Here is a 26600-nt window from a genome sequence, read left to right on the forward strand (position 1 = left end):
CGATGTATGCGATTGAAAAGGAATTAAAGATACTTAGACAGTTCATCAGCCCAAAGCATATGGATGGCTTGAAAAAATGGAACTGTTATTCAGAGGATGAAATCTCTGCAACAGAGAAACGGCTCCATGTAAAACTCCCCATTCCCATCCGGGACATTTATCGGCACATGGCAGACCTGTTGGTCACCGGTGGTTATCTGCGTCCATTGGAGCTTCTTCATTGGGAGGGAAAATATCTGGGATTTTTTCTTGCCCCTGGAGAGGGAGATATTATCGGGATAAAGAAAGGCAAAACCTCTGGTGATTTATACATATGGGAAGAAAATGATCCCAAAGAAATGGCTTGGGAATATGAGGATGAACTGGAAACCGCCTGCGAAGCGGGGGACGAGGATGGAAAGCGAAAGGCTGTGGCGGCTTATCAGAGTTATTGGAAAAGGCGGAATATCCCTTTCATCCATGCTCCTTTGAACATCCATAAGCAGGACTGCGGCCCCCGGTTTAACCACAGCCTGGACGGATATGGATTATTTCTGGCAATCCATGCGATCCGGGAATGGGAGGAAATGATGTGGCATGAACACACGGATGAAGCAACCTGCCTGTTCAGCGATTTCTTCCCTGTAAAGTTTTCAAAGGAATATTTTCAAAACATAGCAGATCGAATCAAGGATGATTTCAACCCTCTCTCTGATCATTCGGAACTGATAGATCTGGGCGATTTTCCTCTACGGATGGCATATGTCCACAAAAATCAGGAAGCCTTGCTGATTCTGGGGCAGGAACCGGTCTGTTTTATGCTGCTGACAAAGACGGCGGCAGGGGGTAATCTTCTTGAACGGGTGCAGGAACAGACTGGTCTGGCTTTTCATGTGGGATTTTAGGAACAACTAATGCTATCAGTCTTATAAAAAGATACAACAAAGCGGCGGTGACAATCCCGCTGCCCTGTCCGTCACCATTCCATATCCCACGCCCGCCGGTTACACACTTACCCTTATCCTGTTCTTTGGGAGAGGCCGGGGGCGTGTGGGCAGAGCCACCGCAAAACCTACCGCCAGCCGCCGCACAAGCGCAGACGGTTTTGCCGTTAAAATGAAGCGGACGAAAGCGGGGGGCAGGGTTGTCAAATCCTGCCCCCCGTTTTCAACGGGAAAGTGTGCTACACTTGGGCTGTTGTTATATAAATTCAATGTTTCAAGGGAGTGGATTATATGTGGAGCATTTGTTGGGATTTGACAAATAAGGTAAAATGCGCTGATGCGAAAAAAATTATCGAACTTATCGAAAAAATAGATAGAGAATATAGGCAAAAACAGCCCGTAATAGTTGAAATTGAGTCAGAAACTTCAAAGTCTCTATGTATAGGGGTCGGAAGCTCAGACGAACTTTGCTGTCTTGATTTTTTCCCTACTGCTGATGGCTTGGGGTCTATACATCCTGTTTCACAAATCAGAGAACATACTTTGGGTAGCATTGTGTTTTGGATGGATTCTTATGATTGTGAGTGGGAGAGAGATTTGTTAATCCCATATAAAGACGCAATAAAAGAATTACAACATTTTTTGAAATATGACAATATCAGCAATAACCTTATTTGGGAATTGGACTGAAAACATTTTTCCAATGCTCATTGTTATGGGCTTTTGATAATCTCTCCTCATTGATGTCTCTCCGTAAACGCTCGTCCACAGAGGCTTTAGCGTTCAAAATGTCCATGCCTATGCCGCCCTGTCCGTTACCGCTCCATATCCTGCGCCCTGCGTGGCTGCTGCTCCCGCTGTTCCTGCCGCAAGATGTTGTAAACGCTCCTGCGGATTTGCTCGGCTTCTTTCACTTCCCCTTTCAGCGCAAGATACCGCCGGTTGAGCGTTTCCCGTTCGGCGGTCAGCTTGGCATACTCCGCTTTCCATGCCTTTACCGGCAGGGCGGTCTTGCCGATCATCACAAAAGCAAGGGTAGGGGCGCAAGCCCGTTGCCCTTGCGCCCCGCCCCCGTTCCGGCTCCCGTCTGCGCCACCCTCCTGTGCCGGGTGGCGGCATTGACAGGAGCAGAATGTTTTTAGACTGGTGTAGAAATATAGGAAAAATTGTGCTATACTTTTGTTACCAATAACTTTGAGCATATTGCAAAGGAGAGTAAATTTATGGAGCAACAGTTAGCGGCATTGTATAACAAACTGGCAAAGCACATTGTTGCCATGATACCAGTGAAGTGGGACACATTTCACTATTTGGGTGAAGTCGAAAAGGGGAAACAAAGCCATTCCTCGGTGTTCTATTTTCGTGATATATCAACCGGGGAGTTTGTTAAGTCAAACAATATGCCCAAAATCTATCAGATACCTAAAAGCAGCTACATGGTTCAGTGGTCGCAACTAAACAACATTTTGCTGGAAATTTACGACTGTTTCGCTGAGAATGGACAAGCACCATGGGAGCAACTGAGTTTTTCGGTGGAGCCGTCCGGGAAATTCAAGGTCAATTATCTCTATGATGTGATGAATGAAAAAGATGGCGGACAATTAGTGCGGGAACTGATATGGGCGCGTGACACATTTGGATATGCGCCAAAGGAAGGAACCCCGGCCAAAGAAGTCCTTGACCGATACCTAAAGGCGTAGACCGTTCTCCACAAGCCCGTTACCCTTGCGCTGCGCTCCCGTCTGCGCCGTCCTCCTGCGCTGTCTGGGCGGTTTTGGCGGCGGGCTGGGTTGTTACCCCTCCCCGCCGTTCCTGCGCCCTGTGCGGGGCTGTGGTGGTGTTCTGGGCGGTCAAGCCGTCCAGGATACGGCGGCTGTGTTCGGTGGCGATGGTCTGCTCCACAAAGGTCTTGAACTGCTCCTCGGTCAGCGGGATGGTGTCGGGCAGCAGCTTCTCGATAAACCCCATGTGTTTGCAGAGGCGGTTTGTCCTGTCCTTGCGCTCCTGCTCTTCCTGCTCCTGGATAAGCTGCGGTCCTATTTCGTCAGCAAGATAAGACGCAATATACAGAAACAACCTGTTGACAAACACTATATATTGTGTTATAGTGTCCTTGTAATTGATTGTTTGTGCGTTCTCCGCTGAGACGCGGAGCCGAGCCCACAGGGCTTGGGACCGGGGAGGCACCCGCATTGCATACGTTGTTAAGGTTGTACGCAAGTACCGATTGACCGGACTGCGCTGTTCAAGGGAGCAGTCTGCCCAAATCGGTACTTTTTACATATATACAAAGGCCCATTGGGCGGAGAGGATGATGCAAAGAGCGTGCTTATCAGAGTGAACCATGTCCCACCGGATCGGGACGCAGCCGGGGAAAAGCTCCGGCGAATTGAAGAGGCATGATACCACATATTCCAGCAATGGGAGTGGGTATCATGCCTCTTTTTTTGTTTCCAGCGAAAATTATTGTAAAGGTGGCAAACGAAATGAAACAGACGAAGACCATTTGGAGCAGCATCGGGCTGCTGACCGGCGTTGTGATCGCCATTCTGGCCCTTGTGCGGGGAACCTGGCAGCTTCCGCTGCTGATCGGCACCTTCGCGCTGTGGGGCCTGTGGCTCCTGTGGACCCAGGTACTCCCATTCCGCCGCACTTTGCAGGCCCAGCGCCGGCAGGAACAGGCAGAGCGCTTCGACCGCTCCCTGGCCCAGCTCCTGCTCCGCCATGTCAACTACCGGGTATCCGATTGCCTGAAGGCCGTCTATCCCGACGCCCGGTGGGAGTGGATGATGCGCGACCCGGCCCTGTTCGTGGCCCAGGGCGGCACCGGACGTATCCGCGTGTTTGGCATCAAGGACTATGAGTATGCCGATGTAACCGTGGATCAAAGTGGTAAGCTCTCCTGTTCGCTGGTCAAAATGGTCTCTGTGCAGGAGACAAAGGAGCCTGCCGCTCCTAACCAGGAGAAACCGGAGCACGAGGCATGGTATGAGGCCCAGGGCCGGGATGCGCTGGGGAAGCTGGTGGCCGACCTGGATTCCAGAGGCCACAATGCTCTGACGGTGCAGGAGGACGGTTCCATCTGCATCTGCCCCAAGGCAGACGGCAAAGAGGTCAAGCAGGGCGTGCTGTCCGGTTTGCCGGCCAAGGCGCTTTGGCCTGAGCTGGTGAAGCTGTTGGAGCAGGACGGACTGGCGGCTGCGGTGCAGAACGACTGCATCGCCGTGACGTGGTAAAAGAAAGAGAGGTATCAACGTGAAGCAAGGAATGACGATTCAGCAGGCAGCTGCGGAGATCATGCGTCAGAACGAGGCCAAGGCGGACTATCTGGTGAACACGGAAAATCTGCACATGGAAACCTGCGACGGCATCCCCGTCCTGCGGCTTCTGGACGAGTCTGGTACGGACCGGGTGGAACCGCTGGACATCCTGCCCACCGCCCACCGGCAGATGAGCGCCTACCTGAACATCCCCTGGAAGTATTATGACCGGATGTGTCAGGAGAACATCGGCCTGCTGGCCCAGAACGTCAACACCTGGCTCCAGAAGGGGCCAGAGCAGCGGATGATCCGCACCATTGACGGACGGGCCAGGGCCTTTCTCAGCAATCGCTACCGGCGTATTGACAACATCGACATTGCCCAGATCACCCTGCCCATTCTTGAGGCGATGCCGGACGCCATCTTTGAGAGCTGCAATCTCTCGGATGACTACATGTATATCAAGGTGGTCAATCCCCGGCTCACCGACGAGGTGGTTCCCGGCGACATCGTACAGGCCGGCGTGGTTATCTCCAACAGCGAGACGGGCCAGGGCGCGGTATGCATCCAGCCCCTGATCTACCGTCTGGTCTGTTCCAACGGCATGACAGTCAATGAGGCACGCGCCCGCCGCAACCACATTGGACGGGTCAGCAGCGCGGATGAAAACCTGCTGATCTACTCCAAGGAAACGCTGGCGGCCGATGACAAGGCTTTCATTATGAAGGTGCAGGATACGGTAAAGGCCGCTGTGGACGAAGCCAGGTTCGCCAAGATCCTGGATAAACTGCGGGAGAGCACAGACAAGAAGCTGAACACCGCTGACCTCCCCGCTGTGGTCAAGCTGGCAAGCTCCAGCATGGGGATCACGGAGGCGGAGAGCGACGGGGTGCTTCAGCGGCTGATCGAGGGCACAGACTACACCCTCTACGGCCTTGCCAACGCCGTCACCCGGCACAGCCAGGACGTGGAGAGCTACGACCGGGCCTCCAAGCTGGAGGAGATCGGCTATCAGATCGTCACCATGTCGCCTGCGCTGTTCCAGCACATCAACCAGGTCTCCCGCATGGCCGCCTGATAAATAGAGGGCCAATGTATGAGCGACGAGTGCTGTGCACTGCTGGAAAAGCCGATTGAGGAAATCAGGGAGGACATTTTCTTCCGTCCTGACAATTTCCAGAAGGAACCGTGGTACGGTGAATTTCAGATGTTTCTGGCGGTTGGCGTCTGTCAGCCCTCAAAGGAGCACACCTGGCAAGTCCGCAAGGCGCTGAAGGTGATGGGGTTCGATACCCATACCGAAATCCGGAAGGGCAAAACCTATATCCTCTCCGGCGGGCTGCAACAGTCTCCGGCGGAGACCAGGAACCGGGCAGAGTAACTGCCCACATCCAGACAGAAGCATAGGCGCAGACCCAAAGCGGCTGTGATACAGCCTGCCGGGCCGAACGCCTTTTGCTGTAAATTTATATGAGGAGGACTTATACATGAATACTCAGAGCACTGCTATGATGGAGCGCACCCCCTTCCTGCTGCCCGATGTGGCGGCTTCCAACGACGGCTTTACCAAGGAAGAGCTGGCGCAGGACATTGAGGGCCTTCAGCTGGGCTTCAAATGCGTGAAGATCCCCAGCGGCGGGCAGCTCCAGTTCGAGCTGACCGGCGAGGACCCGGACAACCCGGATTACGCCAGGTACTTGGAGGGCATCATCCTCTACAGCCACAATGCCAACGCCTACTGGATCGCCGGGAAGGGCGAGGACGACAACACTCCGCCCGATTGCCAGTCCACGGACGGCAAGATCGGCTACGGCCACCCCGGCGGCCTCTGCGCCGACTGCCCCTACAACCGATTCGGCAGCGATACCAAGGGCACCGGAAAAGGGAAGGCGTGCAAGAACCAGCGTGTCATCTATCTGCTTCGCAGCGGAGAGGTCATGCCCATCCAGCTGTCCTTGTCCCCCACCAGCCTCCGGCCCTATTCCGATTTTATCAACGCAGCGTTTGTCGCCCGGCGTCGCGGCGTCTGCGGCAGCGTGGTGCAGATTGGGCTGAAAAAGAGGAGCAACGGAAAAGACGACTACAGTGTTGCCACGTTCAGGCGGCTTTACGACTTCACCGGCGAGGAGCTGGCGCAGGTCCGTGCCTACGCCAACAGCTTCAAGGAGCAGATCGAGCTGATTCTGGCCCAGCGCACCGAGAACATTGAGTCGGAGGCCGGCAACGGCGTGGAGATGGAGCGTCCGCCCCGGGTGATGCCTGACAACGAAGGCCACTTCGAGGTCGGCGCTGAGTTTGACGGCGGCCGGGACGAGCTGCCTCTGTAACACGCCCAGGGCCGCTGACCGAGGAGCAGCGCCGGTTTGCGTCCAGCAATCACAACCTGATCTTCTCATTCCTGAATGAACAGGGCTGGGACGACCGTGAGTATTACGACATTGCTGCCTTTGGGTACTTATCCGCAGTCCGGCGGTATCTGACGCAGCCAAAGCTGCGCCAGTACGCCTTTTCCACCGTCGCGTGGAAGTCCATGCAGCGGAGCATCACTGCGTTCCACCGGGCCGAGGCTCAACGGACGCAGGCGGAGCAACACTATCTGGAGACTGTGCCGCCCAAAGACCCAATGGAGGAGCTGGAGGCCAGGTTGTTTTTACACGACCTGGCCTCCGTCGCCAGCCGGCCGCAATATGAGTTGGCGGTTCTGCGTCTGCAAGGCTACTCCATCGCGGAGACGGCCCGGCAGCGCGGCATGACGCCCAAACGGGTGCGCAGGCTGCTGAAGGAGCTGTACCGGGTCTACTTTCAATTGTATCTCCAATCATAATACGGAATGCCAAAAAGAAAGAAGGTAAGAGCATGAAAGGCAAGAAATTTGCGACTATGAGCGGAACGCTGCTGTTCCCGCTGTGTATCGGCTGCCGCGCCATCATTCTTCACGGCGGGCGCTATACCCACACCTCCAAGGTGGTGGCGATCCACAGCGTACAGCCGGGAAATATCCGTTTCGAGACGGAGAATACCCACTACCGGCTGCTGCGAACTCCTGTGAGCCAGGCGGCTGACTGCCGCCTGGCCCTGAGTATGGCGGCCTGAGTGACATCGAGAGCGCACTATGGGGAGAAGATCCCTCTGGTGCGCTCTCGCATTTTATGACAAAAAGAGGTGAATGATTTGACTGACATAAAGGCTGTGGCGCTGAACGAAAAGGTTGCGTTCCGCTGCCAGCTGTGCGGCGAATGCTGCCGCCATGTAAATGACTGCATCATGCTGGCGCCTATGGACATCTACCGTCTGGCCCGGTACTTGCGGGAACAAGGTGAGCCGGTATCCGGTACGGAGGATGTGCTTGCCCAGTATGCCCACGCTTCATGGCTGGCGGACAATTTCCCTATTTACCTGCTGAACACCGTTGGGACACCGAACGCCTGCGTTTTTCTGAAGGATGGCCGGTGCTCGGTGTACGAGGCCCGCCCCCAGGTCTGCCGGATGTATCCATTTTCAGCAGCACCGGGTGAACGTGGCCGGGACTTCCGCTATCTTCTCTGTATGGAGAAGCCCCACCACTTTACCGGCGGCATGGTAACGGTCAAACACTGGATTTCAGAAAACTTTACCCGGGAGGCCAAAGACGGGATGAAAGCAGACTACGATGTTATCCCGATCCTGGGTGAAAAGGTCCGGGCCATGAGCACGGAGGAATTCCAGCATTTGCTGTTCCAGTTCCTCTACTACCGCTACTACAACTATGAGCTGGATCAGCCGTTCCTGTCCCAATTTCTTTCCAATCTGGAGCAGCTGAAGAAATTGACAGGAGGTTGAATATGACGTATTGGCTTGAAAAACGTATCGTCCAGAGAGAGGGAAAATCGCCCCGTATTCTTTGGAAACGGTATGCCGCCTGCGGCAGCCCTGAGCTGCTGGAGCGGGTACGCATGGGACAAAAGCACCCAGAACTTTGGCGGGTGGTGTTGGAAAACGCCTGCACCATTCTGTCGTCCTCATTGAAGAAAGCTGGGTGAGCGAATGCCGGAGGATGAAATCAGACCGTCTGATATGCACTGCGGCGGCTGTAACTTCTATCTGGGACTGGAAGAGTGCGTACTTCCTCCCGGATACTGTATCCTGACAGCCCCAGACTGTTTCGAGGCCGGCTCCCATTGGGACGGCGCAGAACAGATCATGAAAAACGAGGGAGGCACACCATGATTGACACTGAAATTGCCCGCCCGCTGGAGCTGGAACTGCAAAAGCTGTTTGGAGAGAACTCCTACCAGCTGGAGCGCAGGCCCTGTACCGGCAAATACCGAGGGCATACGGACTACACGCTGGTATTCGGCAGCGGCCGGAGGCTGTATATCGGTTTGGACCGGCGCAACTACCTCAACAGTCTGTATGACCATCTGCGGGCCATTCGCTATTTCCGGGCGCACCAGGAAGAGAACAGCTGGCGCATCAGTGCTGTGCTCACGGCCCATGACACCCCCTTTTGCCGGGCAGAGACGGAGATTATGCCGTACAACGACACATTAAGCCTGACGTTCTATGCGGTGGTGGTGCTCCATACCAGCTGTGGTGTGCAGTTTGTCTACCGGACAAGCAATATGCACGGCTGTCTGGTTGGCTACAAGGCGCCCTGCTTCGCCTTTGACAGCTGTATGGCCCATCTGCTCCAGGACGCCTGCGGAAAGATGGCCTATACCAGCGTTCTGCCAATGCAGGACGCCGCTTAGGGGGAGCATAATGGAACAACAGTATTTTGAGGTCCGCATTGACGATGGACCGAAGGAAAGCGTCAACGACGTTTGGATATACATTTGCGGCGGTCATGACGGAGCTGACCCAAGTGAGCAGGGACCATGAGCTTACGCCGGATGAAGTGTCCGCGCTGCTGATCGCCCACGGCTTTACCGACCAGTCGGACCGGCCCCTGGAAGATTCCAATGGATGACCGCAGGTATTCATCCCTGCCAAACTGTGAGGAGGAACTATTAGTGAGAAATAAAATGTTCTATAACAGCCGGCTTTCCCGGTATTTTGATAGCCATTATCAGGAGTACACAGAAACTGCTGAATGGTATACGAACCCCGCCATCAATCAGTGGAAGTTTGAAATCCCCGGGATTGGCGTGGTGGTCCTGACCTGCTCCAGCGATGGGGACGTCACAGAAACCATCACCACCTCCAAGGACAACGGGAATGAGTCGCCGTAAATATTCAGACCCTGCCAAGCTGCGCTGGTATCCGGACATCTCCTGTCCCGTCTGTAACGGTGAGGTGAACTCCTGGGACAAGCGGTGCAGCCGGGCGCTGGGCTACAAGGCGATTTTCTGCGAGGTATGTATTTCCAAAGAATATGGGATCACTATAGAGGAGTTGAGGGACACCATGAAGAACCACTTCGGCCTGATCCCGTGTCCAGGGATATGAAGGAGGTCAACGAGCTCACCCGCCGGCTGTTGGCGGAGGGCTGGAAGCCAGAGGACACACCGCCAGGGACGCTCGAATATAAAGACTATTACGGCGGCTGGACCTATACCGGCGAGGCGATACGCAATATGGTCTGGGAGACACCCTGCGGTTTGCTGGCTGACGGCAGGCACTTTATGAACGGCTATATGTCCTACCAAGGCGTTGACTGGCGGACGGAGAATGGAAATCCAGTGCTTTGCTGTCCTGTGTTTCCCTCCGCCCCCTGTCCGCTGCGGGACCCGCTTTTGCGCAATGAGATGTACGACTTACACTCGGATGATGTGGCTCTTCAATGCGCCTGCCATCGGACAGACCGCCCATACACCTATGAGGGCAGCGTGGATGAAGCCCACGACCGGGTGTGGAAAGAAGCCGGTGAACGCTGGGAACTGTTTCAGGCCCGGCACAAGGGGCGCGTATGCCGCCAACAGAGCCGGTATGGCCGTACAACAAAAACCTGGAAAGCGTATTACGACCCGATAGACTGCGCCAGCTTTGGCTGCTGCTCCTACTGCGACGTTCTGGCAAAGGAGCTTGATACGCACAAGGGAAATGTGTTCTACGACCTGCGAAGATCCTGGACCATAAAAGGCGAGGGCCTGTTCCCAGATCAGCGGAAAACCGTGGTGGAAAAGGGCTGCAAGTTGCTGGGCAGTACAGCGTCACTGACGATTTGCGAGGCCATCGTCAAATATGGACGGCATCGTGTCGAAGAGCATGTCAGGTCAAAATTCCACCGCGCTCTCTTTTTTGACAAATCCCTGGAGATTGAGATTATCAACCTCCGGGCGGCCAGAATGGATAAGCGGGACATTTTGCAGGACCTTCGTGATATTGCCAACGGCATTGAAGTGATCCATGCGGCGGACAGCCTGAAAGCGGCCAAGGAGCAAAAACGGGCAAGACGCGCGGCAGCAAAAGTGCAAAAGATTCGGAAGATCGAGAAAATGATCCTGGCCCACGGCTGGGATGATTTGGAGGATTGCTGGAAGCGCCGGGCGGAGAAGCTGCTGGAGGAAGACCGGATCGACGAATTGATTCAATGTCATGCCGCCGGACAGCGCATACCTGCCCAGATGCCTATGGAACAGTTTCGTATTTTTCCAGAAGCCGCTTTGTCCCCGATCTTAGAGGATGAAGCACGCAGCGCATGACACAGGCGGCAGCAATATGCCGCGATATTCAGGGACGGACGGCTGACCAGCAGCCGTCCGTCTCGTTTCAAGGAGGATGACAAATGTATAACTATATCTACGAACTGCTCCAGACCCCTGTCCCGGAGGACGAATGGACAAAGGCGTGGGAATACCACGAGCACCCAGACGCTTTCCCCATCGCTGACATTGTGGAGGATGCGAAGGACCGGAGCGGCGTGATCGCCCGCTTTGGCGAGTGGCTGAACGAAAACCGGCTGGGCGAGATGGACAGCGAGACGTTCACCGTGGACGCCCAGGCTGCGGACCGCTACTTTGAGGGCCGCTTTACCGCCTTCCAGCAGGCCGTGACTGCGTTGCAGCATCTGAACGAGGCCCAGTTTATCCACGACCATGACCGGGTGCAGGGGCTGATATTCGACCTGACCGAGACCTTCACCCAGAAGTACGGCGACTATGTGCTGTGGGACGATGGGATGGAGCCTACACCCCTGGAGGAATTTCTGCGCAAGGCCCAGCCCGGCGTCCGCTACTGCATCGGGGCTGTACTGGCCTACAAGCACTGAGGAGGACCATATGGAACACAGTAAGCTGATGACTCCGCTCTTTTATGATGGCAATTTCAATCGTGAGGGCCGTAGGATGCGGGCTGTATTGGAAAAGGAAATCTCGGATGGCACACAGACCTATCGGCTGTGGCGGGCCGCTGGGAACCCGGATCAGAGTTATCCCCGCACCGGCAATGATCGGTACATCCTTTATGTGGAGATCAACGGCTATCTTGCCCCCCTTGGGCTGACGGAGTTTAGCCTGACTGAAATCTGCGGCTTTGAGCCTGCGGCCCAAAAGCTGTACGGCGGCAAAGAAAAGCGGGCGGCGTGGCTCAACGCCCTCCAGGAATCCGACGGCAGTGAGGCGGTCAGCGCGGCAATGGCAGAGGAACGAAGCGAAATTGAGCGGTATGGCGGAGCCCCTGCCCGGCAGACGGAGTATATCCAAAATCTGTTAGAGGACCATTTCAGCGCCTACCTGAAATCGAAGGAGAGCGGCGGTCAGTCGTTCCCGGATTTCACAGGCGCACTGGTGATGAATGAACTTGCCCAATGTGTGGAACTCTCTGCGGCCTATCGGGCAAAGCGGCAGGCGGAGGAAGCCGCCCGTCAGGCCCGTGCCGTTGAGGAGGAACGGGCGTACTGCGGGGATAAAAACCGGGTGGCGGAGCAGGCTGTTTCGGCGGCTCTTCAGGTCATTCGGGAAGGCGGTGTACTGAAAAACACGACCGTCAAATTTTATCAGAGCCGGTACAGCGCCAGCTCCTATTCCATCATCAACTACCTGATGCGGCAGTATCAGGTGGACGTTCCGCTCCGTACCCAAGGCTGGATCAATGACAAATTGCACAGCGCCACCATCCAGGACGGAAAGTGTGAATATCTGCAATATCTTCGCAGAAAAGGCGGCCGCTGTTCACAGAAGTTTTTCGACTGCATGAACGCTCTGATCCAGGCTGTTACAGCCCAGGCGTCAGAGGAAGCCGCATAGGAGGCGTCTATGAGAATTGCGATTTACTATCCTGGCTGCTGTCAAAACTGCGGCAAATCCGTGCCGCTGGAAGAAGCCAAATATGGGAAAGTGGATATTCCCGGCGGATACCGTATTTTCCATGTCTGCCCATACTGTGGGCATGAGATTGACAACAAAGTGGGGCCTGTGGATGACAATGGAGAGCCCATTTCCACCGAAAATGAAGGAGGCTGACACATGAACGAGAAACAGATCAACTGGTGTACCTGTGACGGACATGACTGCGAGGATTGGTACAGTAATGTTGGAGCGTGATGTAGAGCAGACATGAAGATTCTGGCTTGCGGCGTCGGAATGCAGTCCACGGCGCTGGCCCTGATGGCCTGTGAGCAGGCCATCACTGGCACCAGCCTGTACCCAGACATTCCAATTTATGACGCGATCATCTTTTGTGACCTGGGGCTGGAACCGGTCTGGGTGAAGCAGCAGGTGGAATTTATTCACTGTGTCTGCGATGAAGCCGGTATTCCCTTTTACATTCTGGAGAAGTGGGGGCTGGACGCCAAGGCCAGTGCCTGTGCCTTCTGTCCCTTTCATCGAAACTACTTCTACCAGTATGTCCAGCAGCATGAGTCGGAGACCTACGCCGCCATCTTGGGCGTAGACAACCTGCTCTGTGACAAAACCCCGATGCCGCCGATGAAGTCCATGCTGTTCATGTCCAGGAGCCGGAAACGGATTGCGGATTTGACGCCAGAGGACTGCAACGACGCGGAGTGTTTTGAATACTGTGGGCAGCAGATTTGGAACGGATTTTAGGCGGTTCCAGTGCAAAAAAGTCCGCTTGGTTGAGCGGACGGAAAGGAATATATCATGGATTTTTATGAGACGCAGATGGGAAGGCACTTTTACGGGCGCACGCTCCCACAGATTGCCGATGCGCTGCAAAAAATTGCGGGGTCTCTCAGTGCTCCGCCCTCCTGCATCCGCGTGACACAGGAGGTTCCGAAGAATTTTCTGACGGAATTGTACTGGGGGAACTATAACCCCAGCAATGGGCCGGATTCTGAGGAGTCGGTTCAGTGTGCAGCGGAGATCAAAGCGGCCCAGGAGGCTGTCAGATCGCAGGTTACACCAGAAGCATGGGCGCAGGTTGATAACATTTTTACACTGATCGCCCGGAGAAATGACATAGACCGGGCGAAAGCGTATGCGGCCGGCTTTCAGGCCGCAGTCACTATGTTGGCTGCGGGTTTGTCCGGACCTGACAGCAAAGGGACGGTATGACATGGCGAGAGAGGAAATATATCGCTTTCGATGCAGTGATTGTCCCAACTGTTTCACCTACAGAGAGTCTATTCCGAAGAAAATCCCTGGCGCATTTTTGGAATTTGGCAAGAGATACTGCCAGGGCGGCAAAAAGACCAGGGGGTTCAAACCCCGTGACCCAAAGATTTACCCGCCGTCCTGGTGCCCCAAGCTGAAATGCCCTGTGGAGTACCGGATTTATGCCTATAAGGATGTGAACGCCTGGTATCTTCACCGCCTGCTGCAAGCAAAGGGCCTTTTGAATACGCCCAACGGTCATGAGTTCGCTGTCAGGTCGGACGGCCATACCGCTCTGTCTGCCCGCAATTTTTGGAAGGAAGTGAAGTTCAAATCTGCATCTGAGGTCCTCGGCGTTCCTATCTATGACGATGAGGTAATTGAGATCGACGATGGACTGCGGCCCTGCTTCTTCCATATGGAAGATGGGACAGTCAAGGTGCTTCTTCGTTTTCAGAGTGATAAGGCCCGTGAAAATCAGTATGTGGAGCAAACTGCGCCAAAGGAGGATGAATGAAATCCAAGTGGGTTTGAATGACGTGAGGAAGGGTGTTTTGAGAAATGACAAACGATTGGCCGGTTTGCCATGTGTTCCTGGCTCAACTGAACGGACAGTCCTACCGCTGTTCTGCAATGTTGGACGATGCCGCTTTTGACCGCCTGATGGACACGCTGCACTGGAGGATGCCCTATCATCTGCGGGCATTCCACACCAGTGATTCCAGATGGGCGTTAGAGAACCCGGTGCTGAAAGCTGCCCCGGTACTGCCAGTGTACATTGACAGCCTGCTGTCTGCTCTGCCTCCCCAGTCCATGCGGTTGAAGGACAAGCGGCGGCAGCAGACCTTGGCAGTGCGGCGCAAGTGCGGGGATTATGTGCTTGCGGATACCGAGGACGGCTATGGCCGGCTTTACTGTGTGGACGGCATCACCTCCAGTCTGGTCACCAGACTGGAGGCCGTCCCCATCACGCTCCAGGAGGCCGGCGCCTACATTGACCGCTATCACCGGCACAACGCCGGGCCGAAGTTTCACAAGTTTTCCCTCTGCCTGCGTGTTCCCGGAGAGCCGGAGCCTGTGGGCGTTGCTGTCGCCGGCATCCCCAAGGCCCGCCATCAGATGGACGGCGAGACGCTGGAGATCAACCGCTGCTGTACCGACCCCCGTTATGCGGACGTGTGCAGCTGTCTCTACGCCCGGGCTATCCGCATCGGGCGCGAGCTGGGGTATCGCCGGTTCCTAACCTATACGCTCCCGGAAGAGAGCGGAAGCAGTCTCCGGGCGGTGGGCTTTCAGCCGGACGGCGTTACCAAAGCGTCTCGTAACGGCTGGAACAGCCCCTCCCGGCCCAGAGACACCGACCGATACCCGGCGGGGGGAAAGCTCCGCTGGGTGCTGTATATCCAATAAAAGAACAGGGGAGATAAAATGAGCGCGGAGAAAGAAGTCAGCTCCCCGGAGCGGCTGTCCGGGGAAATGACGCGAAATCGGAACGGCAGTTTTATGGGGCTGCTTAAACTGCGGCGTTATTATGTGGCTAAATCGGAAGTATATCAGGTCATAAGCCAGATAAACCGCCAGCAGAACAAACGAGGCATATTTGTTAATGTCGCCGTGAAGCCCTATCGCGGGAAAAAGTATGATCCGGAAAATACCGTTGTTATCGTTGTGGGGTAAAGGATACCCGCCGGCGAAACAGTCAAATGAAGGAATTTTAACACGGTACGCATCTAAAGTACGGTGGAAAATGGAAAGGTTGGTATAGTATGGACAAGTTTTACGATTATTTGAGCCGCAGAGACCGCATTGACCAGTCTGGCGGCGCGGTGCTCCGGGTAACGGGCGACCGCGGCATTCCGCTGATGGACGCCCTGCTGGCACTGTGCGCCACGCAGCCTGAGATGCTGGACGGGCTGGTGGAGGTCATCCCCACGGCCGGCGAGACGCTGCGCTTCTCGGAGGTGCGCCAGTTCCGCCCGCCCTACCTGAAGGCCCTGGGCGACATCAGCCAGTTCTTGCAGGACAGCGGCTATGAGGCCGCCAGCAAGTTCCTGGATTGCAGCTTTGAGCTGTAAGCGGAGGTATGGCAGATGGAGAAGCAGTACATCATTCCAGTTGCCGGCCAGACCTACCGCAATCGAAATGGCGGAGAATATCTCTGCACCGGCAACACGTTCTATGTGGACGATGCGCAGAAGCAGAGGTTCCTCTCCCTGGGTGAGCATATTGCCTATATGGAGCGTGTAAAGGACGGTTGGCGTTTGACCGCTCATGGTGTGATTCAATATGCGGATGGCACCATTGAGTGGAACTACTCCACCGGCGGGCACTTCCCGTACTGAGTACCGTTTGAACAGAAGCCTAGAGGGAATACGTCCGCCTTGCGCGGGCGCTCCCTCCAGGCCATTTTAGGCAAGAGGAGGCAGTATGGACTTATTGGAAAAGTTTTCGGCGGTGGAGATTCGGCCGGCAGACTGCATGACCGAGGCGGACCGTCAATTCTGCCAGCATCAGCAAGAGGCATATCAGGACGCGGCAGAGGGCTTCTATCAGATTGCGGCGCTCTGGACGGATATATGCAGCCGGCAGAAGAAAATGTTATCTGGATCGGAGGATCAGGATGACGAATGGAAGCGGAAATATCTTGTGTCCGAGTGCTGGCCGGAAATCACGGTAGGCGCGATCATGGAACATATTTCGCTGCTGCATAAGGAATTTATTTTTACGGTGGTGTCCTATCTGAACGGCACCTATCATCTGACCGTGGACGCAAATAATGTGGTGAGCGGTCTGCACCTGGAGAAATTTTGTTACGCCAGATATGAGGAAACAGTGGACTGGTCTATCTTCACCCCGGTTATCCTCCGTTATGAGGATATTGCAACGCTGATCCTGTCCTGGTTTGACGGACGGACTTTCGAGGAGCAGGCCCCCTATGAGCTGGTGGAGCGGTGCCATCTCGCCGCCTGGCGTGAACATGACCATCAGGCCAACTTTGAACAGAAACGGAATCTGGTAAAAATCCTCAGCGGAGCCTGTGACTATGGCTATTACAGAAGGAGTGAGCAGTGGCACATCCATGACGGCGCGAAAAACATCCTGAAGGCTTTGGCCCATTTTGAGACTGGGGCCTTTGGTCAATACCCGGACGGGATAGACGACTTGCTGTCTGAGGAGGGCTGCTTGTGGTACGACCTGTGGGAGTTTGAGGACTGCAAAAAGCTGGAGAAAATCAAGCTGTTTAAGAACGGGCGCATGGACATCCGTTTTACTGGCGAGGGCTACGCCCGGGAATTTGTGTCCGGCTACCTCGGCACAGTCTGGTGAGCGGCTGGAACGCCGGCCTAAAAGTAAGAACTTTGCTGGATGCGGGACAGCGGCTGAAAAATGCTGTGGATTTTTCTCTTCAGCTATGCTAAAATATCAATATAAGAGGGTGACATTGTGGAACTGGAAACGACCATTTCTAAGAGCATCCGCACGGCGGATGACCGGGCGAACTATGATGCGGCCTGCAAGCGGCTTTTGTCCGAGAAAATCATTCTGGCCTGGATCGTCAAAAGCTGCGTGGAGGAATTTCGGGATTGTGATGTCAAGGACATCGCCTCCCGGTACATTGAGGGGGAACCGCAGGTGTCCGAGGTTCCGGTGATGCCGGACGAAACCAACGCGGCCACCGTTATTCACGGGATCAACACAGAGGATGCCTCCCAGACGGAGGGGACGGTCACCTACGACATACGTTTTTTGGCGTCCCTGCCGTCGTCCAGCGGAAAGATACGCATGATCTTAAATGTCGAAGGACAGAACAATTTTTACCCCGGCTATCCGGTCATCAAGCGGGGCATATACTATTGCAGCCGGATGATTTCCGCCCAGTACGGTACGGAATTTGTTGCCGCAAACTACTCGGACATAAAAAAAGTGGCGTCAATCTGGGTTTGTATGAAACCGCCCAAGGGCCGGGAGAACACCATCACCAGCTATTCCATCACCGAGAAGAACCTGATCGGTACAGTGGAGGAGCCGGTTGAGAACTACGATCTGATGACCGCCGTGATGATTTGCCTGGGCGGGTCAAACAGCAGGAGCGAACCCGATGTGCTGAGACTGCTGGACGTGCTTTTCTCCTCGGAGACTGGCGCGGAGAAAAAGCGGCACATTTTGCAGCAGGATTTTGATATTCCAATGACACAGACTTTGGAAAGGAAGGTGGATGTCATGTGCAATTTCAGTCAAGGCGTGTGGGAACAGGGCATGGAAGCTGGCCGGAAAGAAGGCGTGGAGGCTGGCCGGAAAGAAGGAATGGAGGCTGGCCGGAAAGAAGGCTTGGAGGCCGGCGCTATGCAGAATATGCTCAATTCCATTAAAAACCTCTTGAAGAATACGGGCTGGCCGATTGAGCAGGTTATGTCGATGTTGGGAGTACCGGATGCAGACCGGCCCAAGTATTTGGAAGCGTTGAAGGGCCATGCGCAGTCCAACTGACGATGAAAGGAACCTGTTATGTGCAACTTCAGTCAAGGCGTGTGGGAAAAAGGGCAGTCCGATGGTATTTTATCTTCTATCAAAAACCTTATGAAGAACACAGGCTGGCCGATTGAGCAGGCCATGACAGCCCTGAAAGTACCCGAAACGGACTGGCCCAAGTACCAGGAGTTATTGGGTGGGCAGGAATAGAACAGCGACGCCGCATTATAATCATGCAGTAAATTGAAACAAAGGCCCGGCAGACGATAAACGTCTGCCGGGCCTTTTTTGCGTCTAAGGAGGAATGAACGACCGTGGAGTTATTACAAAAATTTGCGGCGGTGGAGATCCAGGCGGACCACCGCATTACAGAAATGGATAAGGAATACTGCGAGCTTCATCAAAAAGCCTATGAGACGGCCATCAGCAGCTTTCAGGAGCTGGCGTTCTTTTGGGCGGACATGAATCGGGCCCAGACCGAACTGCTTGGTGACAGCGAAGGCCCTTTCTACTATGACTATCTAGCCTCCCGCAATGGGCCGTCTATTTCGCAGTGTTTGATCGACAATCACATCAAGGCTCTGCACATTGATTTCATTGGGAACCTGACCCGGCATTTCAATTCCACCTACCAAGTTTCTGTGGAGTCTTGGGAAATATCCCAGGTACTGGTTCCAAAGGAGCCGGACGATGACTGGCGGAGAGACTATCCGGAACGCTATGAAAAGTACCGTGAACAGATACAGGCGCTGACCATCCGCTATCAGGACGTAGTAGATCAGATCATTCTCCAGCTGGACGGCCGCAGCTTTTCTGAGCAGGCGTTCCACGAGCTGTATTGTAAATGCCATAGCGCCGCATGGGACGCTAACACACAAAAGCCGAGATTTGAACTCAGAAAAGACACCATCCGTTTTACTGGTTATTTCTGCAATATCAAAAGCTGGTCCAAAGATATTTGGGAGGTGCAGGAGGATATGCAGAACATTCTTTGGGGGCTGGCGCATTTTGAGACCGACAGCTATTGCGTGCTCCCTATCGGGTTTTCTCTGCTGCTGGGCCATCAGGGACTGAAGGAAAATGTGGTGGAGTTTCCCACCTGTGAAAAGGCAAAGCAGATCAAGCTGTTCAAAAACAATCGGGTGGATTTGAAATTCCATTCGCCGCAGTTCGCGGAGCAGTTTGTCAACAAGTATCTGGGCACTGCCAGCTGAAGGGGGGTGTCAAAATGAAATATGAATATCATCCCGGGCCGTCCGATGCGGAGAGCCGCAGGGCGCTCAACGAGAAGGTTCTCTACCTGATCGACAGCGGCACCGCTGCCCAGGCCGGCATCACTGGCGAGGACATTTACAATGCCTACACCGGTGACGGCGGCCTGCATGGGTTGGAGCGGAAGGACTTTGACAACTACCACAGCTACAGCGAGGCGAAAAAGGAGATCGAGAACGGGCAGTTCTTTACTCCGCCGGATCTCTGCCAGCTGGTGGCCGAAGTCCTCAAGCCCTCCCAATTTGATCTGGTGGCAGACCTCACCTGCGGCAAGGGCAGCTTCTTCAATTTCTTCCCTGTGGAGTCCAATCTTTACGGGTGCGAGATCGACGCTAAAGCCTGCAAGGTGGCTCGCTACCTGTTTCCCGCCGCCAACATCACCCCTGGCGACATCCGAACCTACAAGCCGGAGCTGCGCTTTGACTATGTGGTGGGCAATCCTCCGTTCAACCTTCGCTGGTGGACGGGGGAAAGCAAGGAGGTCCTGTCCCAGCTGTACTACTGTTACAAGGCGGCAGAGCTTTTGAAGCCCCTGGGTATCCTGGCCCTGATCGTTCCCCGGTCTTTCCTGGCGGATGATTTTTCAGATAAGGCGATGATCCGGGAGATGGAGCGCCAGTTCAGCTTTTTGGGGCAGATTGGCCTGCCGGATGACGCATTTGCCGGTCTGGGCGTGGAGTCGTTTCCCACAAAGCTCCAGCTGTGGCAGAAGAAAAGCGAGGCCAAGGACTGGAAGGCCCGCCGCTATGCGCTGGAGCTGACAAAAACGCTCCCCAATGGATTTAAGCCGGAGAGAGAGGCACAGCACATCTATGAGCAGATGCTTCTGCTGCCCAAGGCCGACCTGGAGAAGAACAAGTCCCATGTGCTGCTGGAGCTGGCGAAGGAACACAGCGAATCCAAGGAGTTTGTCTACCAGACCCAGAAGATGCTTTACCAGATCAAGGTTCACCCTGCTACCAGGGAACAGTACGCCAAGTGCTGCGAGTATCTGCACCGGTTCTATACCCAGGAAATGCCGAAGGATATGGATTACAAGGAGTGGCAGCGAACCAAGATAACGGAGGCCAAGGTGCTGTCCTACCTGCGCCGGGCGCTGCGGAAGCAGAACCGGAAGCCGGAGCGGGACGTCATCGCTCTGGTCAAACAGAACGATAACTTTGTCTATAAGGCGTACAGTGCAAAAATCCGCAGTACGCTGACCGACGACATGAAAACACCTGTCCCCGTCCATCAGGCGGTGCTGGACAATGAGCCGGAGCGGTTTCCTGGCTTTGAACGCCTGCTGCGCCGAAAGCGCCGGGAGTATGACAATCAGAGCCAGCCCTTTGCTGATATGCCAGAGGACCCGGCCATTGCTGCCTGGCTGAAGGAGTTTACCCTATGGGACGCTGAGAACGAGGAGTACATCTACCTAAATGACATTCAGCGCCAGGACATCAACCGGATGCTCCAGAAGCGGTATGGAATGCTCCAGTGGGAGCAGGGCAGCGGTAAGACGCTGGCCGCTATCGCCATGGGCCTGTACCGAATGCAAAACCAAGGTATCCACTCCACTTGGGTGGTTTCCTCAGCCATCTCCATCCGCAACAACTGGGATGTGGTTCTGCCCAACTATGGGCTATCCTATGTGTTCGTGGAAAATTTGGAGGATCTGGCGCGGATCAAGCCCGGCGATTTTGTCCTGGTGACACTGAACAAGCTGGGAATGCTCCAGCGGCAGATCAAGAAGTGGGTCAAACGGCGCCATCAGAATATCATGCTGGCTCTGGATGAAAGCGATGAAATATCCAATCCCCATTCCAAACGGGCGAAATCAACTCTGTCCTGCTTCCGCCGCTGCCGGATGAAGCTGCTGACCACCGGCACCAGCACCCGAAACAACATCTCCGAATTTGCTCCCCAGCTGGAACTGCTCTACAACAATTCCATTAACATGATTACATGGTGCAGGGAGGTTTACTCCTACGATAAGGACAGTGAGTATATGGGCAGCGACTATAACAGTTACTATGGCCATCCCATTCCCGCCTATAAGCGCGGGTACTCCCTGTTCTCTTCCTGCCATCTGCCTGAAAAGCCAACGGTATTCGGTATCGGTGAGCGGACCCAGGACATCTACAACGCAAACGAGCTGAACGACATCTTGGGCAAGACGGTCATCACCCGTACCTTTGAGGAGGTCACGGGCAAGGAGATCCGGCGCATTCAGCAGGTGCCGCTGCCCTTTACTCCCGAGGAGAAGGATGTCTATAACATTGTGATGAAGGACTTCAATCGGGTGCAGTGGGAGTATTTTAATTCCACCGGCAACTCACGCAAGGACGCCATGCTGAAGTTGATGCAGCAGATTACACTGATGCTCAGGGTGGCGGCCGCACCTAACACTATGAATGAGTATGTGGGTGATACTCCTTTGAAGATCATAGCTGCGGTGGAGGTGGCAGCCCAATGGGAGCATGAGATCGTGGCTATCGGTGTCCGGCATCAAAATGTGCTGAACGCCTACGCCGAGGCGATTCGTGAATATCTCCCTGACCGTCCTCTGTTTACCTTCACCGGCTCCACCAGGACTTTTGCTCAGCGGCGGGCCCTGCGGAAGACCCTGCGTGACAGCGGGAATGGGATACTGCTCTGCACCCAGCAGAGCCTTCCCTCCAGCGTCAACTTTGAGTATGTCAACAAGATCCTGATTCCGGAGATGCACTTCAACAACTCTGGCATGAGCCAATTTTACATGCGCTTCATTCGCTATACCTCGGTGGAGTATAAGGACATCTACTTCTCAACTACACCGGCAGTCTGGAGTCCAATCTGCTCCAGATGGTAATGGCGAAAGAGAAGATCAACCTGTTCATGAAGGGCCAGGATACCGACCTCGACCAAATCTATGAGAAGTTCGGCGTCGATTACAACCTGCTGGTCCTCCTGATGCGCCGGGAGGTGGACAAGGAAGGCAAATTCCAGATCCGCTGGGGTGAGCAGATGATTGCGTGAATTTGTCTGTTATATCAAGTTTACGATGCAGCATTAGCGCAGCGTCAAGTTGGCCGATTTACTTTACCGATTGGGAGCGCCGCTTTTATGGCGCTTCCAATTTCATTTTTCAAACATGAAAGGAAACAAATAAAATGATCTATATGGATAACGCAGCCACCACAAAAATGACTCCAGCGGTCATCCAGGCCATGCTGCTGTCTATGAAAGATGATTGGTACAACCCCTCCAGCCTGTATGCCCCCGCTCAAAGGGCCGCAGAAGCTCTGAGGGATGCCCGAGCGCGTATTGCGGTTTGCCTCAATGTCTCTCCCGATGAAATCATCTTTACATCGGGGGGCAGCGAGTCGGATAATCAGGCGATCCTTTCCGCCGCCCAAGCAGGCGCACAGACCGGAAAGCGGCACATCGTCTCCACGGCCATTGAGCACCACGCCGTCCTGCACACCTTAAAGAAGCTGGAACGAGAGGGCTATGAGGGCGAATTGCTGGATATTTCCTCCAGTGGCATCATTTCCGTTGCCCAGGTGGAGCGGGCCATCCGGGAGGGCACCTGCCTTGTAACTGTCATGTATGCCAACAATGAGATAGGCTCCATTCAGCCCATCTCCGAAATCGGCGCAATATGCCGGAAAAAGGGCGTGCCGGTTGCCCGGAAATGTAAACTTTTCTTTTGAGGGAATCGAGGGGGAGAGCTTGGTGCTGCTGTTAGACCAACACGGCATCTGCGCCTCCACCGGCTCTGCGTGTACCTCACATTCTCTGCTGCCCAGTCATGTGCTACTGGCAATCGGCCGCTCCCATGATGTGGCGGCCGGTGCGATCCGGCTCTCTCTGAGCGAGGACAACACTCAAGCGGAAGTGGATGAAGTGCTGCGCACGGTTCCGGGAGTCGTGAGGGAACTGCGGGGGAAAAGAGCCGGGAGCCCCTTCAAGCGGCCACTTTAGGCTTGCGCAACACTTATACTTCGGCTATAATAGGACTATAATAAAAAATAACCAGGAGAAAGAGGAGAACACATATATATCAAATGTCACATGGAGCGATTACTGGAGCAGATCGCCACACAGTACCCTGTCCTCCTGGTGACTGGCCCCCGGCGGGTGGGCAAAACCACCATGCTGGAGCACACAGATGTTTATGTTGGAACACAACGTAGTCGAGGGGTTGGAATTATGAAAAAGGAGCAATGATAAGATGGACAGTGTGGAAGCGAAAGAAGAACGGATTGGCTTTTCTTTTCCTGCCGACTATAAGGCATTTTTACGGGAGCATCCCGATGGTGCAAAGTATTATCCAAAAGTCATACAAAAAGATGAAACATTCCCCTCTTTTTGCGACCCTACAAAAAGCACACATGAAGAAAGGTGGCTATGGGAACCAAACAATGAAGTTGTGGGGCAAGTGGAGATTTCTTTGTGGAAAATTAGTGAAGTGAATGACGAGTTTTATTTCAATAATGGAAACTGGAAAATGAAATGCTTGTGTATTGGTAGCATGAATAAAGACCGACTCATTATCCTCGATTGTGTGACCGAGGATGTTTATTGTGTGGAGCATGATGAGACGTTCTTTGCTTTCAACACCCAAGAAGAATACGATTTGAAAATGCCCACAAAAGATGTTGTTTTTGTTGACTTTACAAGCCTTTTGGACTGGTGTACTGGCTGTTGGATATATGACCCTGTTGAAAGTGCAAAGCCTTATGTGGCAAAATGCGAGCAGAGAAAAAAGAGCTATCCTAAGAATGTTATTTGTTTATAAGTGTTGGGAGTACAAAACACCTGTAGAAATTAAAAGCGCATTTCTATACATAGTCTGCAACCATGTATGAGTTGCGCTCTACAAGGCCCACCTTGGCTTGCGAAAGTTAAGACTGTTTGCGTTGCTCCGCTCCGTTGCTATCTTACCCGCTGGATCAGGAAGGGAAGCTGTTCCCCATTGAGATCAAGAAAATGGCCGCTCCGCCGAAAAAGCTGACAAAGGTATTTGAGCTGATCGGCAAGTCTCCCCTGGAGCGAGGGACTGGGGCGGTGCTGTGCATGGCTGATAGGCTGGGAGCTTTTGACCAGGATAACCTGATTGTCCCCATTTCCCTGATTTGAGTACGGCAGACCGTGCTGGACGCAGATGATAACCCCCGCTGGCAAGCCCGTTAAGGTCCTGCCAGCGGGGACTGTTGTTTAGGATATGATATTTACAGGCGAAGGGGACACCGCAGATGTATTCAAAACTATATTATCACTTCTTCTTGTTGTATATTGCCATACTTGTCAAGTTCCGTTTGCCACAGTTCAATCAATGCGGGAGTAATAATGTGGCCCCGTCCTCTCTCAATCAACGCAGCTTTTCGTTCCTCAATGGAGCGCAGTGCGGCTTCTGGTATTCTATCGCTTTTGCATACACGGATAAATGAAGGGAAATCTTCTGCGAGCAATGAAAGTTTCATGCCTTTTTCATGGTCACAGAAAAAGATCTTTCCGCATTTATCGTCGGCCAAGCCAATAAAAATGTAATTCCCAAAAGAGTCGCAGGCAATCGGAAACAACTTTTGAGGTATCCATGATGAAATCATTTCTTGGCTTGCTGAAAAGCTAACCGCACCTATACCGTAAAAACCTTTGATGTCTGAAGAAACCCCTTTTGCTTTGAATTTGGTTTTAGGTGTGTAGCCACCATTATAGCGCAACAGAAAATCCTTGTATTGTTCCGGAAATACAATTTCATACTGACTTTCGATTGTTGATATTTCGTCAGAAACACCATAAATATCAAATTTAGATATAAGCATATTCTTGCCTCCTACTTCTTTACGGACCGTCCATTCAACCGGAACACCCACGCCTCCGGGACGGCCTCCTCAATCAACTCCCGGTTCAGATTGTACCAGCTGCCACACTTGCCCAAAATGATAGCGTCTGTGGTGACCACGTTCTCCATGCGGGAGAGAACGCCGTCCACGCTGGGGTGCAGCTCCACTTGGACCTGGACGCTCCGCTCCGCCGCCTTGTCCAGCAGCAGCGCTCGGAGACGGCCGGAGTTGGAAACCTGCTTGTCCAGATAGAACAGGGCATCCTTTACCCCCAGGGCCTCCATCCGGCCCAGCAGCAGTTCCACCGCCCGCACCGTCTTGTCCACAATGCGGTAGCTCCCTCGCAGACCGGCCAGGTCCCGGATGGTGCCGTCCATCCCCCCCAGGAGCAGAGAGCCGGACAGGGCCACCTCCAGGGTGATGATGGTGTTGAAGCCGTCCAGCACCAGGGACTCCGGCACCTCCCGCAGACGCTTGCGCTCCCGCTCCTCCAGGGCGGCGTGGGGCGAGGTCATCCGGGCCAGGGCCAGCCGCTGGCGCTCCGAGAGCAGGTGGTGGTTGCCCACGAAGGTGGAGGCGGATTTGGTGTCGTAGCCCCGGTCCAGCAGGAACGCCAGCTCCTGGGCGGCGGCGTTCAGCTTGGACGTGGCCTTGGGGCCAAATTCAACGGTATCTTTCGGCATATAGCCGCGTTTGACAGCCTCCATGGTGGGTTCAGTCCCTCATAGTCAGTTTTCCGATGAACGGGAATTGCTTTTCTCCATCTCATTCAATATCGAATGTCAACTCATCCTCATCGTAAAGTTCGCCGCCGAAAAAGCAACGTACCAAATCTTCAAATTTATTAAAGAACGGAAGCGCCCATCTTAGAATATCCGCTCTGGTTTCTTCTCCTAATGTTGGGCGAACTCGCGCCATGTCCACTTGATACACCTGTTCACTTTTTAAGTCAAGTAAAACGTAATATTCTTCGTTATATAAGCCAAGGTATAGGAATCCGGTTCCGTGAAATATCGTATTGCTTCGTTCAAATTCGCTCAAGTCCTTATTGGGAAACATTAACGGTAGCTGGAGAATTGTCGTTGCAATTTCTTCTTCTATCTCAAGTTCACGCCATCTGCCTGTTTCTTCACAATATGTCATTGAAAAGTCCCCCAGCATTTTCCCCGTAACAAATGGGACGGACAATGTATAAGACCGAAAATAATCTTTTACTGCATTTGGTATGATAATATTTAGCCTGCTTTCAAGATCAACTATATCTTGATCTAAAATTATTGTTCTTCTCAATTCCACTTCCGGGTGTTCGATTCCAAATTTTTCTATTGTAGCTTGAATATAGTTTTTTCTATCCATAATATTTGCCTCCGCAACAAATCAGGATTTATCATC

Annotated in this window: 40 protein-coding genes; 35 read left to right on the top strand and 5 right to left on the bottom strand. The window is 53.7% G+C overall.

The genetic code is table 11. From position 1 onward, the window contains the following. Window positions 1-2: 2 nt before the first annotated feature. A complete protein-coding gene (locus VV088_RS02545) occupies window positions 3-884 on the top strand; it encodes a hypothetical protein (RefSeq protein ID WP_334599232.1) in 882 nt (293 codons plus the stop codon). A 330-nt stretch (window positions 885-1214) separates the two neighbouring features. Further along, window positions 1215-1613, top strand: coding sequence for a hypothetical protein (locus VV088_RS02550; protein WP_155958807.1), 399 nt, complete (start codon window positions 1215-1217; stop codon window positions 1611-1613). A 125-nt stretch (window positions 1614-1738) separates the two neighbouring features. Here the strand turns inward: VV088_RS02550 and VV088_RS02555 are convergent, their stop codons facing one another. Beyond that, entirely contained in the window at window positions 1739-1945 is a 207-nt protein-coding gene (locus tag VV088_RS02555; protein WP_334599233.1) for a hypothetical protein, read from the bottom strand. A gap of 201 nt (window positions 1946-2146) precedes the next feature. Here VV088_RS02555 and VV088_RS02560 point away from each other — a divergent pair, with 201 nt between their 5' ends. Beyond that, complete coding sequence (locus VV088_RS02560) at window positions 2147-2623, top strand: immunity protein YezG family protein (RefSeq protein ID WP_334599234.1); 477 nt, start codon at window positions 2147-2149, stop codon at window positions 2621-2623. A 19-nt stretch (window positions 2624-2642) separates the two neighbouring features. Here the strand turns inward: VV088_RS02560 and VV088_RS02565 are convergent, their stop codons facing one another. Continuing rightward, window positions 2643-2999, bottom strand: coding sequence for a hypothetical protein (locus VV088_RS02565; RefSeq protein ID WP_334599235.1), 357 nt, complete (start codon window positions 2997-2999; stop codon window positions 2643-2645). A 410-nt stretch (window positions 3000-3409) separates the two neighbouring features. On the opposite strand from VV088_RS02565, the gene VV088_RS02570 reads away from it, so the two are divergent. The 32 genes from VV088_RS02570 to VV088_RS02725 all read left to right on the top strand — a co-directional run bounded on the left by VV088_RS02570 (window position 3410) and on the right by VV088_RS02725 (window position 24501). Continuing rightward, window positions 3410-4159 (top strand): hypothetical protein, encoded by a 750-nt coding sequence (locus VV088_RS02570; RefSeq protein ID WP_334599236.1) that lies wholly within the window; start codon window positions 3410-3412, stop codon window positions 4157-4159. A gap of 19 nt (window positions 4160-4178) precedes the next feature. Next, complete coding sequence (locus tag VV088_RS02575; RefSeq protein ID WP_334599237.1) at window positions 4179-5261, top strand: DUF932 domain-containing protein; 1083 nt, start codon at window positions 4179-4181, stop codon at window positions 5259-5261. An 18-nt stretch (window positions 5262-5279) separates the two neighbouring features. Next, complete coding sequence (locus tag VV088_RS02580) at window positions 5280-5564, top strand: hypothetical protein (protein ID WP_334599238.1); 285 nt, start codon at window positions 5280-5282, stop codon at window positions 5562-5564. A gap of 106 nt (window positions 5565-5670) precedes the next feature. Beyond that, window positions 5671-6510, top strand: a complete 840-nt coding sequence (locus VV088_RS02585) for a hypothetical protein (RefSeq protein ID WP_334599239.1) — start codon at window positions 5671-5673, stop codon at window positions 6508-6510. A gap of 203 nt (window positions 6511-6713) precedes the next feature. Beyond that, window positions 6714-7007: a hypothetical protein gene (locus VV088_RS02590; protein ID WP_334599240.1), complete on the top strand. Its 294-nt coding sequence runs from the start codon at window positions 6714-6716 to the stop codon at window positions 7005-7007. 32 nt (window positions 7008-7039) lie between these two features. Beyond that, window positions 7040-7276 (top strand): hypothetical protein, encoded by a 237-nt coding sequence (locus VV088_RS02595; protein ID WP_334599241.1) that lies wholly within the window; start codon window positions 7040-7042, stop codon window positions 7274-7276. A gap of 78 nt (window positions 7277-7354) precedes the next feature. Beyond that, entirely contained in the window at window positions 7355-8002 is a 648-nt protein-coding gene (locus VV088_RS02600) for a YkgJ family cysteine cluster protein (protein ID WP_334599242.1), read from the top strand. A 2-nt stretch (window positions 8003-8004) separates the two neighbouring features. Then, a complete protein-coding gene (locus VV088_RS02605; protein WP_334599243.1) occupies window positions 8005-8202 on the top strand; it encodes a hypothetical protein in 198 nt (65 codons plus the stop codon). A 183-nt stretch (window positions 8203-8385) separates the two neighbouring features. Continuing rightward, window positions 8386-8913, top strand: coding sequence for a hypothetical protein (locus tag VV088_RS02610; protein WP_334599244.1), 528 nt, complete (start codon window positions 8386-8388; stop codon window positions 8911-8913). A 261-nt stretch (window positions 8914-9174) separates the two neighbouring features. Further along, entirely contained in the window at window positions 9175-9393 is a 219-nt protein-coding gene (locus VV088_RS02615; protein WP_334599245.1) for a hypothetical protein, read from the top strand. Then, on the top strand, window positions 9380-9610 hold the full coding sequence (locus VV088_RS02620) for a hypothetical protein (RefSeq protein ID WP_334599246.1): 231 nt from the start codon (window positions 9380-9382) through the stop codon (window positions 9608-9610). The genes VV088_RS02615 and VV088_RS02620 overlap by 14 nt, the downstream gene beginning before the upstream one ends. Further along, entirely contained in the window at window positions 9607-10806 is a 1200-nt protein-coding gene (locus tag VV088_RS02625; RefSeq protein WP_334599247.1) for a hypothetical protein, read from the top strand. The genes VV088_RS02620 and VV088_RS02625 overlap by 4 nt, the downstream gene beginning before the upstream one ends. Window positions 10807-10889: 83 nt before the next feature. Beyond that, window positions 10890-11372: a hypothetical protein gene (locus tag VV088_RS02630; protein WP_334599248.1), complete on the top strand. Its 483-nt coding sequence runs from the start codon at window positions 10890-10892 to the stop codon at window positions 11370-11372. Between the two features lie 10 nt (window positions 11373-11382). After that, the gene (locus VV088_RS02635) at window positions 11383-12348 is read left to right on the top strand and encodes a hypothetical protein (RefSeq protein ID WP_334599249.1); all 966 of its coding nucleotides are present in this window, start codon (window positions 11383-11385) and stop codon (window positions 12346-12348) included. A gap of 9 nt (window positions 12349-12357) precedes the next feature. Next, window positions 12358-12564 (top strand): hypothetical protein, encoded by a 207-nt coding sequence (locus VV088_RS02640; RefSeq protein ID WP_334599250.1) that lies wholly within the window; start codon window positions 12358-12360, stop codon window positions 12562-12564. A gap of 93 nt (window positions 12565-12657) precedes the next feature. Next, window positions 12658-13149, top strand: a complete 492-nt coding sequence (locus tag VV088_RS02645; protein WP_334599251.1) for a hypothetical protein — start codon at window positions 12658-12660, stop codon at window positions 13147-13149. Window positions 13150-13203: 54 nt separating this feature from the next. Then, window positions 13204-13617 carry a hypothetical protein gene (locus VV088_RS02650; RefSeq protein WP_334599252.1) on the top strand — a complete coding sequence of 138 codons (414 nt, stop codon included), beginning with the start codon at window positions 13204-13206 and terminating at the stop codon, window positions 13615-13617. Window positions 13618-13714: 97 nt separating this feature from the next. Continuing rightward, entirely contained in the window at window positions 13715-14173 is a 459-nt protein-coding gene (locus tag VV088_RS02655; protein WP_334599253.1) for a hypothetical protein, read from the top strand. Window positions 14174-14217: 44 nt separating this feature from the next. Then, window positions 14218-15066: an XF1762 family protein gene (locus VV088_RS02660; RefSeq protein ID WP_334599254.1), complete on the top strand. Its 849-nt coding sequence runs from the start codon at window positions 14218-14220 to the stop codon at window positions 15064-15066. 18 nt (window positions 15067-15084) lie between these two features. After that, a complete protein-coding gene (locus VV088_RS02665) occupies window positions 15085-15333 on the top strand; it encodes a hypothetical protein (protein WP_334599255.1) in 249 nt (82 codons plus the stop codon). Between the two features lie 89 nt (window positions 15334-15422). Beyond that, entirely contained in the window at window positions 15423-15731 is a 309-nt protein-coding gene (locus tag VV088_RS02670; protein WP_334599256.1) for a hypothetical protein, read from the top strand. Between the two features lie 15 nt (window positions 15732-15746). Beyond that, the gene (locus VV088_RS02675; protein WP_334599257.1) at window positions 15747-15998 is read left to right on the top strand and encodes a hypothetical protein; all 252 of its coding nucleotides are present in this window, start codon (window positions 15747-15749) and stop codon (window positions 15996-15998) included. Between the two features lie 85 nt (window positions 15999-16083). Beyond that, window positions 16084-16983, top strand: a complete 900-nt coding sequence (locus VV088_RS02680; RefSeq protein ID WP_334599258.1) for a hypothetical protein — start codon at window positions 16084-16086, stop codon at window positions 16981-16983. A gap of 117 nt (window positions 16984-17100) precedes the next feature. Continuing rightward, complete coding sequence (locus VV088_RS02685) at window positions 17101-18144, top strand: hypothetical protein (RefSeq protein ID WP_334599259.1); 1044 nt, start codon at window positions 17101-17103, stop codon at window positions 18142-18144. A gap of 18 nt (window positions 18145-18162) precedes the next feature. Next, window positions 18163-18336 carry a hypothetical protein gene (locus tag VV088_RS02690; protein ID WP_334599260.1) on the top strand — a complete coding sequence of 58 codons (174 nt, stop codon included), beginning with the start codon at window positions 18163-18165 and terminating at the stop codon, window positions 18334-18336. A 104-nt stretch (window positions 18337-18440) separates the two neighbouring features. Further along, window positions 18441-19340 carry a hypothetical protein gene (locus VV088_RS02695; RefSeq protein WP_334599261.1) on the top strand — a complete coding sequence of 300 codons (900 nt, stop codon included), beginning with the start codon at window positions 18441-18443 and terminating at the stop codon, window positions 19338-19340. A 14-nt stretch (window positions 19341-19354) separates the two neighbouring features. Beyond that, a complete protein-coding gene (locus VV088_RS02700) occupies window positions 19355-22228 on the top strand; it encodes an N-6 DNA methylase (protein WP_334599262.1) in 2874 nt (957 codons plus the stop codon). After that, window positions 22222-22395, top strand: a complete 174-nt coding sequence (locus VV088_RS02705; RefSeq protein WP_334599263.1) for a hypothetical protein — start codon at window positions 22222-22224, stop codon at window positions 22393-22395. The genes VV088_RS02700 and VV088_RS02705 overlap by 7 nt, the downstream gene beginning before the upstream one ends. 134 nt (window positions 22396-22529) lie before the next feature. After that, window positions 22530-23072, top strand: coding sequence for a cysteine desulfurase family protein (locus tag VV088_RS02710; protein ID WP_334599264.1), 543 nt, complete (start codon window positions 22530-22532; stop codon window positions 23070-23072). Then, window positions 23044-23343 carry an aminotransferase class V-fold PLP-dependent enzyme gene (locus VV088_RS02715; protein WP_334599265.1) on the top strand — a complete coding sequence of 100 codons (300 nt, stop codon included), beginning with the start codon at window positions 23044-23046 and terminating at the stop codon, window positions 23341-23343. Before VV088_RS02710 ends, VV088_RS02715 begins: the two co-directional genes overlap by 29 nt. A gap of 250 nt (window positions 23344-23593) precedes the next feature. Beyond that, window positions 23594-24160 (top strand): SMI1/KNR4 family protein, encoded by a 567-nt coding sequence (locus VV088_RS02720; protein WP_334599266.1) that lies wholly within the window; start codon window positions 23594-23596, stop codon window positions 24158-24160. A gap of 116 nt (window positions 24161-24276) precedes the next feature. After that, window positions 24277-24501, top strand: a complete 225-nt coding sequence (locus VV088_RS02725; protein WP_334599267.1) for a hypothetical protein — start codon at window positions 24277-24279, stop codon at window positions 24499-24501. A 128-nt stretch (window positions 24502-24629) separates the two neighbouring features. On the opposite strand, the gene VV088_RS02730 is transcribed toward VV088_RS02725, so the two are convergent. From VV088_RS02730 to VV088_RS02740, 3 genes are read right to left on the bottom strand one after another with little or no spacing between them, the layout of a single operon-like run. Continuing rightward, a complete protein-coding gene (locus tag VV088_RS02730) occupies window positions 24630-25187 on the bottom strand; it encodes an SMI1/KNR4 family protein (protein ID WP_334599268.1) in 558 nt (185 codons plus the stop codon). Window positions 25188-25198: 11 nt separating this feature from the next. Then, window positions 25199-25915 carry a DUF434 domain-containing protein gene (locus VV088_RS02735; RefSeq protein ID WP_334599269.1) on the bottom strand — a complete coding sequence of 239 codons (717 nt, stop codon included), beginning with the start codon at window positions 25913-25915 and terminating at the stop codon, window positions 25199-25201. A 58-nt stretch (window positions 25916-25973) separates the two neighbouring features. Beyond that, window positions 25974-26564: a hypothetical protein gene (locus VV088_RS02740; protein ID WP_300562291.1), complete on the bottom strand. Its 591-nt coding sequence runs from the start codon at window positions 26562-26564 to the stop codon at window positions 25974-25976. Window positions 26565-26600: the final 36 nt, after the last annotated feature.

The sequence above is a fragment of the Lawsonibacter sp. JLR.KK007 genome (assembly GCF_036941135.1).
Lineage (GTDB): Bacteria > Bacillota > Clostridia > Oscillospirales > Oscillospiraceae > Lawsonibacter.